Below are 12,102 nucleotides of genomic sequence, written 5' to 3'. Positions count from 1 at the left end.
GGCCCGGTGATAAAAAGGAACGCAGGCGGCAGGCACGCGTTGGCCCGCCGACCGGCCGTTCCCACAGAATGGCCTCCGCACGCGCACGAGGAGTACTCACCATGCGCAATCTGTTGCTGGCGTCCGCCACTTTCGGTGTCCTGGCCGGCCTTGCCGGTGGGGCGCAGGCTCTCGAAGCGAAGATTCCCGCCCCCTACAATCCCAAGATGACCTTCACTGGCCCGGTCGCGGCGAACATCCACACCCGCACGGACGTGCTGCCGCAGGGACGTCCCTGGTTTCCCTCACTGGGCCCGAATTACGGAACCTATGAGGACCCCTGGTTCCCGCCGGTGGGCACGGTGATCGTGCGCCCGATCAATGGCGTGATCAGCAAGTGATTTGAGGCGTGCGCGACGGTTTGATCGCCGCGTTTCGCGCGATGCGGGCATGGCGGGCCGACCGGCATCGCGGGGTCGTGCCTTGACGCCGATGCTCGCCCGTCTGTTCAATGGCGGGCGAAGCGGCCTGCGCCGCGAGTATTGCGCCGCGAGTTTTCGGAGACGGACATGACCAAGCACGCCGGTATACCCGAGGCCCTCTCGCACGAGGAGCGGCTGGACCGTCTCGGGCAGATCGCGGTGCGTGTCGGCCTCGGCCTGCGCCCCGGGCAGGAACTGGTGATGACCGCCTCCATCGACGCGCTGCCGCTGGTGCGCCGCATCACTGATCATGCCTACAAGGCCGGCGCCAGTCTCGTCACCACGCTGTTCGGCGACGAGGAAGCGACGCTCTCTCGCTTCCGCAATGCGCCTGACGACAGTTTCGACACCGCCAGCGGCTGGCTCTATGAGGGCATGGCGGCTGCGTTCAAGAACGGCGCGGCGCGCCTCGCGATTTCCGGCGAGAATCCGTCGCTGCTGGCGAACGAGGATCCCGAGAAGGTCTCGCGCGCCAACCGTGCACGCTCCAAGGCCTATATGCCGGCGCTGTCGCTAATCGCCGGCTTCGACATCAACTGGACCATCGTGTCCTACGCGTCGCCCGCCTGGGCGAAGGCGATGTTCCCCGACGATCCCGAGGACATCGCGGTCGCCAAGCTCTGGCACGCCATCTTCGCCGCTTCGCGGGTCGACACGCCCGATCCGATCGCCGCCTGGGATGCGCATAATTCGGAGCTTCAGGCGCGCACGACCTATCTCAATGGCAAGCGCTACGCGGCGCTGCGCTTCCGTGGGCCCGGCACCGACCTCACGGTCGGCCTGGCTGACGAGCACGAATGGGCGGGCGGTGCCTCGACGGCGAAGAACGGCATCGTCTGCAACGCCAACATTCCCACCGAGGAAGTCTTCACCACGCCGCACAAGGACCGAGTGGACGGCTACGTCGCCAGCACCAAGCCGCTGTCCTATCAGGGCACCCTGATCCAGGATATCGTGGTGCGTTTCGAGGCCGGACGCATCGTCGAGGCGAACGCACGCACCGGTGCCAATGTGCTGAACAAGGTGCTGGAGACGGACGAGGGCTCGCGCCGGCTGGGCGAGGTGGCGCTGGTACCGCATTCCTCGCCGATCTCCAGAAGCGGTCTGCTGTTCTACAACACGCTGTATGACGAGAACGCCGCGAGCCACATCGCGCTTGGCCAGTCCTACTCGAAATGCTTCGTCAACGGTTCCTCGCTCTCGCCGGCCGAGTTGGCGGCGCGCGGCGCCAATTCCAGCCTGATCCATATCGACTGGATGATCGGATCCGGAGAGGTCGATGTCGACGGGATCACTGCGACGGGCGCCGCCGAGCCGGTGATGCGAAAGGGCGAGTGGGTGTGATCAGCACTCTCGTTTCGCCGATCTGCGCTTTTCCATGCCGCTGAATCGTGATGAATTCGCCTCGCGCCGCCGTGGCCGGGGGCTCCGAGAGGAGATGGCGAGCGTTCGGGGGAAGCATTTCATGTGTCGTTGGCAGGCCTGGTGGAAAGGATTGCCGTTCCTTGCGCTGCTCGTTGTCGCGGCGGTCGTCTTTTCCCGCGAGCCGATCGAGACGACGCTGGCCGGCCGTGCTGACGCCTTGCTGATCAGCATCGGCGAATCCTGGGCCCATGCCAGCTTCGACGGGCGCGACGCGATCCTCGAAGGCGAGGCGCTTTCCGAGGAGGCCCGCGTCAAGGTTCGCGCCGAACTCGCGCAGATGTCCGGCGTTCGCCTCGTCGAGGATCGCACCACGCTGCTGCCCGAGCGCCGCCCCTTCACCTTCGCGGCGATCCGTGACGGCTCGAAGCTGCGTCTTGAAGGCTATGTGCCGTCCGCCTATGCCCGCCGCCGCATCATCGAGGCGGCCAGCCGCATGACGCCAGGCGTCGTCGTTTCCGGCGAGAAGGAGTTGGTGCGCGCGCGGGGCGTGCCGGCGGGCGATTTCATCGGTATGGTGACGTTCGGCATCAGCCAGCTCGCCCGCATGCCGGCGGGTCGCTTCACCATCTCGGACGATGCCTTTTCCCTTGAGGGGCGCGCTCCGGACTTCACTACCTATGACGAGCTCGAAGTGACGGTGCGCAGCGAACTGCCGGCCGACTTCAAGCTCGCGCGCTTCGCGGTGCTGCCGCCGACGGTCTCGCCCTTCGTCTGGTCGGCGCAGCGCGAGGCTGATGGTGATGTGGTGCTGGCGGGCTACATTCCGCTGGGCGACGCGCGCCGCGCGCTGCTCGACATCGTCCGCTCGGCCGTGCCGGGCGCGGCGATTTCCGATCAGCTGCGGCTCGCGGATGGCGCGCCGCCGACGGACGGTTGGCTCAAAGCCGTCGCCTATGCGCTCGCTCAGCTTGGCCGACTGCCCAACGGCAAGGTGTCGCTGTCGGGCACGACCATTTCAATTGAAGGAGCGGCACCCGATTTCGCCGCTTATGACGCGCTGGCGGGCGCGCGCCGTTCCGTTCCCGAAGGCTACACGCTGACGCGATTCGCCGTTGAGCCGCCGGCCGTGTCTCCCTTTGTCTGGGGCGTCCAGCGTGGCGCGGCCGGCCTGCGACTGACCGGCTACACTCCGTCGGAGGATGCCAAGCGCGCGCTGCTAGACGCTATCCGGGCTGGCTTTCCCGGCGTGCCGATCAGCGACGAGATGCGGATTGCGGCCGGCGGGCCCAGCGCCGAGGCCTGGGCCGGCGCAACCGTCTTCGGTGTGACGCAGCTTGCGAAGCTGCGGACGGGATCGGTACGCGGGCGCGGCACTAACCTTTCCGTCAGCGGCGAGGCACTGGATTCAGCGGCCTATAACACCGTGCAGACCGCGCTTGGGGCGCCGGTTCCGGGCGGCTTCACCCTCGAGCGCGATGTCCGCCCGCCGGTCGTCTCACCCTATGTGTTCAGCCTGCGCAAGGATAGCGACGGGCTGACCATTTCGGGCTTTTACCCTTCGCTCGCGGACCATGAAGCGCTAGTCGCATCGGCGAAGACGCAGTTGCTCGGCGCACCGGTGAACGACGTGTCGGCCGTGGCGCAGGGCGCGCCGACCGGCTTCGGAGCTGCCGCGAAGGTGGCCCTGGGCGAACTTGCCCGCCTTGCTTCGGGGGAGGCGCGCTTCGACGACAACAAGCTGCGTGTCACCGGCACCGCGCTCTATTCCGCCGCCGTGGCCTCGATCGGCGCGAATCTTCGCGCCGCGCTGCCGGCGAACTTCACCCTCGAGCTGGCGCTCGACATCGCCACGCGGGGGGAGGGTTCGGACAATGCGGCTTGCCAGAGGGCGATTGACGACCTCATGTCGCGCGGCTCGATCGAGTTTGCCGGGAATGGCGCCACCGTCGCGCCAGCGAGCCACGGTCTCCTCGATCATATCGCAGCGGCGGCGGCGGGCTGTCCGGAGGCGGTGGTCGAGATCAGCGTGCAGCAGCCAGGCACGGATGCTCCCCTGGCCGCCACGCGGGCGAAGACGGTGACCGACTATCTCGCCCAGGCCGGAATCTCGCCGGAGCGGTTGGTGACGGGGGGGCTGGCCGCCGTCGCGCAGACTCACCCGGAAGGTGCGGCCGTGGCGGGCGATCTCCGGGTCATTGTCCGGTGAGGCCAGATCAAGTGAAGCGCGCTTGCGAGGTCACATGTGGTTCCTGACGCTTGAACTCTGGCCCTACCTCCTCGGAGCGCTCGCCGTCGGGTTGGCGACAGGGTGGATGAGCGGTTGCGCACCGTCCCGTCCGAAGATCGCTGACGAGGACGAGAGCGAGGTGACGTCATGACGCCCTTTGCCATCGAGACGACCGGGTTGCTGCTGGGTGCCTACGCGCTGGGCTGCATCGGGGGCTGCTGGCTGCGCCGCGCCTGTACGCGGCGCCACGCCCGCTAGAGGGTTTTCGATGAACTCCGGTTCACCGAAAACCCTCTAGCCTGTTGTCCTGACGCATTTTCTTCACGCGAACCGGATGCCACTTCGCTCGAAAATGCTCTAGGGCTGACGCCAGCCTTCAGAGTCGCGAGCCGCGCAGGTCCGCCTCGATCTGCAGCGTGTTTCGGCTGCCGAACCGCGCCTTGTAGATCTGCGCATTCTCCATCACCCGCTGCACATAGTTGCGGGTCTCCGAGAAGGGGATGCGCTCGACCCAGTCGATGGGGTCGACGGCAGGGTCGCGCGGGTCGCCATAGGCGGCGATCCACTTGGCTACATTGCCCCGCCCGGCATTGTAGCCGGCGAAGGTCAGGATGTAGTTGTTCTGGTAGTTGTCGAGCAGGCTGCGCAGCTCCGCTGCGCCGAACTGAACGTTGACGCTCGGATTGCTCAGCTGCGCCGGGTTGAGCGAAACGCCGGTGCGGCTGGCGATGGTGCGGCCGGTGGCGGGCATGACCTGCATCAGCCCCGTGGCACCGGCACTGGAGCGGGCAGCGGGATTGAACATGCTTTCCTGCCGGGCGATGGCGAACACCAGCGCTCGGTCGACCTCCGTCGTGATGGGCCGGTAGTTCGGGATGCCGATGGTCGGATAGGCCTCGGCGGCTAGAGGGAAGCCGCGATTAAGCGCGATCTTGCCGATCGTGGTCATGGTGCGGGCGTCGCCATCGGCACGCGCCAGTTCCGCCAGCAGGCCGAGCTGGGCGGCATCCGGCAGTCGCTCGGCGAGGTCATAGGCGAGGGCCAGTTGCAGGCTCGATTTGTCGAGCCGCTGCAACAGCTTGAAGATCATCACCCCTTCATCGCGGGCGAAGGCGGCACGCTGGGCCGCATTGGCGGTCGGCGCGGACTGAACCTTCACCGTCGGCTGGCCAAGCCGGGCTGCAGCCAGCTGGCCGTAATAGGCCGTGCCGAAATACGAGGCCTGCTCATATTGCTGACGCGCGTTCGCGGTCGAACCCAGCGCCTCCCAGGCCCGGCCCTGCCAATAATAACCGCGCGAGATGGTCGCCGGGTGCACCTGGTTCTCAGCCACTTTAGCGAAGTGCTGCTGGGCGGTCTTCGGGTCGTTCAGGAAGCGCAGGGCGATCCAGCCTGAGGTGAACTGCTGGTCGGCGCGCTTGTGCTCGTCGTCCGGCGTCACGGCATCGCGGGCGACCTTGTAGGCGGTGCGCGCGTCGCCCTTGTCGAGCAGTCCGCGCGTGACGAGGCGCCGCTCGACCCACCATTCGTCGGTATCAACGAGCAACTCGGGGTCCTTGGGTGCGGCAGACAGCGTGCGTGCGGCGGCGGCGTGGTCGTCATTGCGCCGCTGCATCTTGGCAAGGGTGTAGAGATAGGCGGGATCCGAGCGCATCGAGCCCGGCACCGCCGCCAGCAGCTTCGATACGTCACCCTTGCCGGAAAACTGGGCGATGCGCGCGCGCGCCAAAGCAGTCACATCGTTGCCCGCGCGCTGCGCCGCGCGCAGGCCCCGTTCGGCATCCTCGCTATAGAGCAGTTTGTCGGCCCGGTACTTGTGGTCGGCTCGCGTCAGCACGCCGCCGAACTCGACCATGACGGTCGATTCCGTATCGGAGGACAGCGCGTCCTCACGCCAGGCATCGCGCAACCACGCCGCGCCGGCCTTCTGGTCGCCGGCGGCGAAGAGGGCGCGGGCCAGCGCAATCTTGCCTTCGCCGGAAAAGGGACGCTGCTCGCCGAAGAAGGCGAGGATCGTCTGCGGGTCCTTGTTCTCCGCAAACAGCAGATACTCGAGCCGGCGGCGCAGGACGATGGGGGTCGGCAGCGTCGGGTGGGCGCGAAGGATCGCCACCGCCCGGTCGAAGCCGACATCGCGTGCCGTCACGCGCAAGGCGAGCCAGCGTACCAGAGCTTGTGCGCCGGGGTCGCGCATCGAATCGGCTATCGCCAGCGCGTCGGCCGAATTGCCCTGCTCGACGAGAGACACCGCGCGCTGCAGGTCGGCCGGGGCACCGCCAAGGCTCGGGATCGCCAGGGCCGGAGCAGCCACCGCAGCAGCCGCCACCGGCTTGGCGGTCGTCGTAAGGGTCGGCTTCGCAGCGGTCTTTGCCGCGCCCTTGCCATCGGTCTTCTTGGCCGCAGCCTTCGGCGCTGGTTTGGGAGCGGGCTTCGCTGTGGTCTTTGCCGCGGGCTTGACGGGTGGCTTCGCCGGTGCGGTTTCGGCCAGAGCGATGGCGGTGCCGCCGAGCAGCAGGGCGGTCATCAGCGACAGGGCGGTGCCGGTACGGCCCGCCCGCTTAAAACACCGCGTATCGCGAGCGGCTACAACGCCATGCTCAAGAGAAACGCGCAAATTCGATTTGCCCGAGATTGTATCGCTCATCGGCCGCTCAACTCCCGGCAGGCTGGCGAGGCCTGCATTACGCCGCAGTCCCATCCAGGACTGTCTCTCTTCCTTTGTCGCGCGATCTTCTTGACGAATTGCTAACCACAACCGGATGCAGCCTGTCTTGTCGCGATACTACCTCTGGCTGGTAGGCCCGCAACCCGGCGAAACAGGGGCAGGGTGCCGCAGCGGCGCAGCTTTGCCAAGAGAAGCGGCAAATCACCCTTTCTTCCGAGGCGCCGACGCGATATCTGATGGCCCCTTCGCTGCATCGCCCGGTTGGCGACGCGCGACAATGATGAGAAATTTCCAGGAGCGCACCATGCCTCATCCGCTGCCCTTCCGTGGATCCTTCACGGCGCTCGTCACGCCGTTCCGCGACGGCAAGCTGGACGAGAAAGCGTTCCGCTCCTTCGTCGACTGGCAGATCGAGGAAGGCATACACGGCCTGGTGCCCGTCGGCACCACGGGCGAGAGCCCAACCGTGTCGCATGACGAGCACAAGCTGGTCGTCGAATGGACCGTCGCGCAGTCGGCCGGCCGCGTGCCGGTGATCGCCGGCGCCGGCTCCAACAACACGATCGAGGCCATCGACCTTGCACGCCACGCCGAGAAGGCGGGGGCGGACGCGGTGCTCGTGGTCACGCCTTACTACAACAAGCCGGGCCAGGAAGGGCTGTACCAGCACTACAAGGCCATTAACGACGCCATCGGCATTCCGATCTACATCTACAACATCCCCGGCCGGTCGGTGATCGACATGTCGGTGGAGACGATGGCGCGGCTGTTCGAGCTGAAGAACATTGTCGGCGTGAAGGACGCGACCGCAAACCTTGCCCGCGTCAGCCAGCAGCGCCAGGTTATGGGGCCGACCTTCAATCAGCTCTCCGGCGAGGATGCGACGGCGCTCGGCTTCATGGCGCATGGTGGCGACGGCTGCATCTCGGTCGCCTCCAACGTGGCGCCGAAGCTGTGCGCGCAGCTGATGAACGCCTGCATCGCCGGCGACTACAAGGCGGCGCTGGAGATTCAGGACCGGCTTTTCCCGCTGTTTCAGGCGCTGTTCGTTGAAACCAACCCGAGCCCTACCAAATATGCCCTGAGCGTGCTCGGCAAGATCGCCGATGAAGCTCGCCTGCCGATGGTGCCGGTGACGGAGAAGACCAAGCTGGTCGTCCGCGATGCCATGCGGCACGCAGGGCTGATCAACTGAGGGCAGGGACGGAGCGCCTTTCCGTCCCGCATGGAACGATATGGCCGAAAAGAAAATCCAGTCACACAAGGTCGTCGCCGATAACCGGCGGGCCCGGTTCGATTTCGACATCGGCGAGGTGTTCGAGGCCGGAATCGCGCTCAGCGGTACCGAGGTGAAGAGCCTGCGTGCCGGCAAAGCGACTGTGGGGGAGAGCTACGTCTCGGCGAAGACCGGCGAGGCGATCCTCTACAATTCGTTCATCCCGGAATATCTGCAGGCGAACCGCTTCAACCACGAGCCGCGCCGCCCTCGGAAACTTCTGCTGCACAAGCGGCAGATCTCCCGCCTCTGGCAGGCGGTCGAGCGCGAGGGCATGACGGTGGTGCCGCTGAAGATTTTCTTCAACGAGCAGGGCCGGGCCAAGGTCGAGATCGCCATCGCCCGCGGCCGCAAGGCGCATGACAAGCGCGAGGCGCTGAAGGAGAAGGATTGGGCGCGCGACAAGCAGCGGCTGCTGCGCGATAGGGGTTAGTTCGCCTTTCGTAAAATCAACAACTTGCGCCTATTTCTTTTCGTCCAGATTTAGCTGATACTGGATGAATCCGGAGCGCCCGCCGGTCACTCGATCATACAGTGTCTGGGCCGTCTCATTGCTTGAATGGGTCAGCCAGTGCACTGCCGGCGCTCCGATATCCCGCGCATGCTCTGCCACATAGGCGATCAGCCGGCGGCCGAGGCCAAGGCCACGCGCCGCCGGGCTCACATAGAGATCCTCGAGATAGACCGAGCTTGTGGCGACCCAGGTCGAGCGGTGCTCGATGAAATGTACGAAGCCGAGCGCGTCGCCGGTAGCCGGGTCGACCGCGACCGCGCCATGCACCGGCTCGGCCGGGTCCAGCAGGCGCTGCCAGGTCAGCGCGGTCGTCTCGTCGGGAATGTCGGCCTCGTAGAAGCGCTGATAGGCGTTCCAGAGGTTGGTCCAGTCGGTTAAATCCGCTGGACGAAGAGGCCGGATGACCGGTTGCGGCGAGGCGTCGGTTCCGGCGCTCATGGGTCAGTCCTTGGCCCGCTCGACATAAGAGCCGTCGGAGGTCATGACGACGATGCGGGTGCCGACGGCGATATGCGGGGGCACGGCCGAACGCACGCCGTTCGACAGGATGGCGGGCTTGTAGGAGGAGGAGGCGGTTTGCCCCTTCATCGCCGGCTCGGTCTCGACCACTTCGAGCGTCACGCGCTGCGGAAGCTCGATGGCGATGGCATTGCCCTCATGCACCGACAGCATGACCTGCATGCTTTCCTGGAGATAGGCCGCCTGGTCGCCAATCACGTCCTTGGAGACGGCCACCTGGTCGTAATTCTCCGGGTTCATGAAGTGGAAGCCTTCCGCGTCGGAATAGAGGAAGGTGTAGGGGCGGTCCTCGACATGGGCGCGCTCCACCTGCTCGGTGGTGCGATAGCGCTCGGAGATCTTCACGCCGTCGGAAATGCGGCGCATGTCGAGCTGGGTGACAGGCGTGCCCTTGCCGGGATGGATGTTGTCGGCCGTGAGAACCACGTAGAGCTTGCCGTCGATGTCGACCACGCTGCCCTTGCGCAGCGAGCTGGCGATGACCTTGACCATGGAGGTCCTCTGGCTGTTGGGTGCGCCGCATCGCGCGGAGGCACCGGGGGATTCCTTTGGGCGCCTCCTATACTAGGGCGTCCGTCATCCGCCAACCCCGGCTGAGCCGCTGGAGTATCCGCCGTCATGTCGCTTCCTGCCTCGCCCTGGTGGACGCCCGAACGCCACGCCGACCGGCGCCCCTTCCTGCTGGCCCGTCAGCGCGTGCAGGCGGCGTTGCGCGCTTTCTTTGGTGGGCGCGATTTCGTGGAGGTCGAGACACCGATCCTTCAGCTGTCGCCCGGCAACGAGACGCACCTCAAGGCGTTCGTCACCGAGCTGGAGCGGCCGGACGGGAGGCGGACGCCGCGCTATCTCCACACCTCGCCGGAATTCACCGCCAAGAAGCTGCTCGCTGCCGGCGAGGAGCGCCTGTTCATCTTTGCCCGCGTGTTCCGCAATGGCGAGCGCACGGCGCTGCACCATCCCGAGTTCACCATGCTCGAATGGTATCGCGCCGAAGAAACCTATGAAGCGCTAATGCGGGACTGTGCCGATCTGCTCGCAGCGACGGCGGAAGCGGTCGGCGCCCGCGAGTTCCATTTCGGCGGACATGTTTGCGATGTCGGCCTGGTACCGGAGAGGCTGACCGTGGCGGAGGCCTTCGACCGCTTCGCCGGCATCGACCTGATGGCGACCGCCGGCATCGCCGGCAATGATCGCGACGGTCTCTGGCGGGCGGCCCGCGCCGCCGGCATCCGGGTGGCGGAGGACGATAGCTGGGCGGATGTGTTCACCCGCGTGATGGTGGAGAAGATCGAGCCCTTCCTCGGCATCGGTCGCCCGACCATATTGTGCGAATACCCCATCTCGGAGGCTGCGCTGGCCCGGCCCAAGCTGTCCGATCCGCGTGTGGCAGAGCGCTTCGAGCTCTATGTCTGCGCCGTCGAGCTAGCCAATGCCTTCGGCGAGCTGACCGATGCGCAGGAGCAGCGCCGGCGCTTCGTTCAATGGATGGACGAGAAAGAACGCATCTATGGCGAGCGCTATCCCATTGACGAGGACTTCCTCGCCGCGCTGGCGATCATGCCGGAGGCGTCGGGGATCGCGCTCGGCTTCGACCGGCTGGTGATGCTGGCGGCCGGCGCACGCCGGATCGAGGACGTGCTGTGGGCGCCGGTCGCGCCCTGATCAGTTCAGCGCGTCGATATGCGCGCGCACCTTGGCGAAGACGGCGTGGAACATTTCCGTCGTCAGGACGCCCGTATTCGTGTTGTAGCGGGAGCAGTGGTAGCTGTCGAAAAGCACCAGATCGCCGATCCGATGCACGGCGCCATGGGCGAATTTGTGGTGCGACAGCTTCTCGCCATGCGCGGCGAGCACCTGATCGTGCGCGATCTTGCCAAGCGCCACGATGGCGCTCAGCGCCGGCAGCAGGCCGATGGTGGCGGAGAAGAACGGCCGGCAGTTCCTGATCTCCTCGGTCGCCGGCTTGTTCTCCGGCGGCACGCACCGCACCGCATTGGTGAGCCGCGCATCCTTGAGCCGCAGCGTGTCGTCCGGCCGCGCTTCGAATACGCCGGTGGCGAAGCCGAACTTGATCAGCGTCGAGTAGAGCAGTTCACCGGCATAGTCGCCGGTGAAGGGGCGCCCGGTCCGGTTGGCGCCGCGAAGGCCGGGTGCGAGGCCGACGATGAGCAGGCGCCCATCCTGTGGCCCGAAGGAGGGGACGGGCGCGTTATGCCAGCCCGGCTCGGCCGCGCGCCAGTGCTCGCGGAAGGCGACCAGGCGCGGACAGAGCGGGCAGTCGCACGGCGGTTCCGCCGGCGCGGGCGTCGGCAGGACGCTCATGCCGGCCTCAGGACTCGGTCACGTCTTCGTCGTCGCCGGCCGGCGCAGCCGAGCGGCGCTCTAGGAAGCGGGGCGGCTCGTGCATGCGGCCGGATCGCTCCGCCGGATCGCGGCCGATCCGCGCCTGAAGATCGACGAGATCGATGAACACGTCGGCCTGGCGGCGCAACTCGTCTGCGATCATCGGCGGCTGGGTGTGGACGGACGACACCACGCTGACGCGGACGCCCTTGCGCTGGATGGCTTCCACCAGCGAACGGAAGTCGCCGTCGCCGGAGAAGATCACGATGTGGTCAACATGGGAGGCGAGCTCCATCGCGTTGACTGCCAGCTCGATATCCATGTTGCCGCGTACGCGCCGGCGCCCCTGGCTGTCGGTGAATTCGCGCGCCGGCTTAGTGACGACGGAGTACCCATTGTAGTCGAGCCAGTCGAGAAGTGGACGGATCGACGAATATTCCGAATCTTCGACCAGGGTCGTGTAGTAAAAGGCACGAAGGACGTAGCCGCGCGCCTGAAAATCCTTCAGGAGCCGCTTATAATCAATGTCGAAACCGAGAGATTTGGTGGCCGAATACAGATTGGCGCCGTCGATAAAAAGAGCTGTCTTTTCCATTCCCTGAGCCATAATGGGCAAGTACCTGAAACGCTAGTCGAAAAAGGATGCGGCGTCGCTGAAGCGACACTGCGGTTCGTGCCCCGGGACTACTCATAACGCATTTGTGGCAATGGAGGGACGCAGCAGCCGGGCTA

The 12,102-nt window shown here is 66.1% G+C and carries 11 protein-coding genes; 6 read left to right on the top strand and 5 right to left on the bottom strand.

Going from position 1 to position 12,102, the window contains the following annotated elements; genetic code table 11:
• Positions 1-101 precede the first annotated feature (101 nt).
• The 3 genes from ACO2RV_RS11400 (at position 102) to ACO2RV_RS11390 (ending at position 4,032) form a co-directional block, all read left to right on the top strand.
• Positions 102-380: a hypothetical protein gene (locus ACO2RV_RS11400; protein WP_423292946.1), complete on the top strand. Its 279-nt coding sequence runs from the start codon at positions 102-104 to the stop codon at positions 378-380.
• Positions 381-548: 168 nt separating this feature from the next.
• Positions 549-1,805, top strand: coding sequence for an aminopeptidase (locus tag ACO2RV_RS11395; RefSeq protein ID WP_423292944.1), 1,257 nt, complete (start codon positions 549-551; stop codon positions 1,803-1,805).
• Positions 1,806-1,926: 121 nt separating this feature from the next.
• Positions 1,927-4,032: a flagellar motor protein MotB gene (locus ACO2RV_RS11390; RefSeq protein ID WP_423292942.1), complete on the top strand. Its 2,106-nt coding sequence runs from the start codon at positions 1,927-1,929 to the stop codon at positions 4,030-4,032.
• Between the two features lie 397 nt (positions 4,033-4,429).
• Here ACO2RV_RS11390 and ACO2RV_RS11385 read toward each other — a convergent pair whose 3' ends face one another.
• Entirely contained in the window at positions 4,430-6,697 is a 2,268-nt protein-coding gene (locus ACO2RV_RS11385) for a transglycosylase SLT domain-containing protein (RefSeq protein WP_423292940.1), read from the bottom strand.
• 325 nt (positions 6,698-7,022) lie between these two features.
• Here ACO2RV_RS11385 and dapA point away from each other — a divergent pair, with 325 nt between their 5' ends.
• Both dapA and smpB read left to right on the top strand, forming a co-directional pair.
• Entirely contained in the window at positions 7,023-7,913 is an 891-nt protein-coding gene (gene dapA / locus ACO2RV_RS11380) for a 4-hydroxy-tetrahydrodipicolinate synthase (protein WP_423292938.1), read from the top strand.
• A 40-nt stretch (positions 7,914-7,953) separates the two neighbouring features.
• Positions 7,954-8,427: an SsrA-binding protein SmpB gene (smpB, locus tag ACO2RV_RS11375; protein ID WP_423292936.1), complete on the top strand. Its 474-nt coding sequence runs from the start codon at positions 7,954-7,956 to the stop codon at positions 8,425-8,427.
• 30 nt (positions 8,428-8,457) lie between these two features.
• Here the strand turns inward: smpB and ACO2RV_RS11370 are convergent, their stop codons facing one another.
• Together ACO2RV_RS11370 and efp are read right to left on the bottom strand one after the other, a co-directional pair.
• Positions 8,458-8,946: a GNAT family N-acetyltransferase gene (locus ACO2RV_RS11370; protein ID WP_423292934.1), complete on the bottom strand. Its 489-nt coding sequence runs from the start codon at positions 8,944-8,946 to the stop codon at positions 8,458-8,460.
• Positions 8,947-8,949: 3 nt separating this feature from the next.
• A complete protein-coding gene (gene efp / locus ACO2RV_RS11365; RefSeq protein ID WP_423292931.1) occupies positions 8,950-9,519 on the bottom strand; it encodes an elongation factor P in 570 nt (189 codons plus the stop codon).
• A gap of 126 nt (positions 9,520-9,645) precedes the next feature.
• On the opposite strand from efp, the gene epmA reads away from it, so the two are divergent.
• Positions 9,646-10,689 (top strand): EF-P lysine aminoacylase EpmA, encoded by a 1,044-nt coding sequence (gene epmA / locus ACO2RV_RS11360; RefSeq protein WP_423292929.1) that lies wholly within the window; start codon positions 9,646-9,648, stop codon positions 10,687-10,689.
• Here the strand turns inward: epmA and ACO2RV_RS11355 are convergent, their stop codons facing one another.
• Positions 10,690-11,349 (bottom strand): uracil-DNA glycosylase, encoded by a 660-nt coding sequence (locus ACO2RV_RS11355; protein ID WP_423292927.1) that lies wholly within the window; start codon positions 11,347-11,349, stop codon positions 10,690-10,692.
• 7 nt (positions 11,350-11,356) lie between these two features.
• On the bottom strand, positions 11,357-11,965 hold the full coding sequence (locus ACO2RV_RS11350; protein WP_423292925.1) for an NYN domain-containing protein: 609 nt from the start codon (positions 11,963-11,965) through the stop codon (positions 11,357-11,359).
• Between the last annotated feature and the right edge of the window lie 137 nt (positions 11,966-12,102).

Source organism: Ancylobacter sp. VNQ12 (assembly GCF_049445835.1).
GTDB lineage: Bacteria > Pseudomonadota > Alphaproteobacteria > Rhizobiales > Xanthobacteraceae > Ancylobacter.
This window is presented reverse-complemented; position numbering and strand designations above follow the sequence as displayed.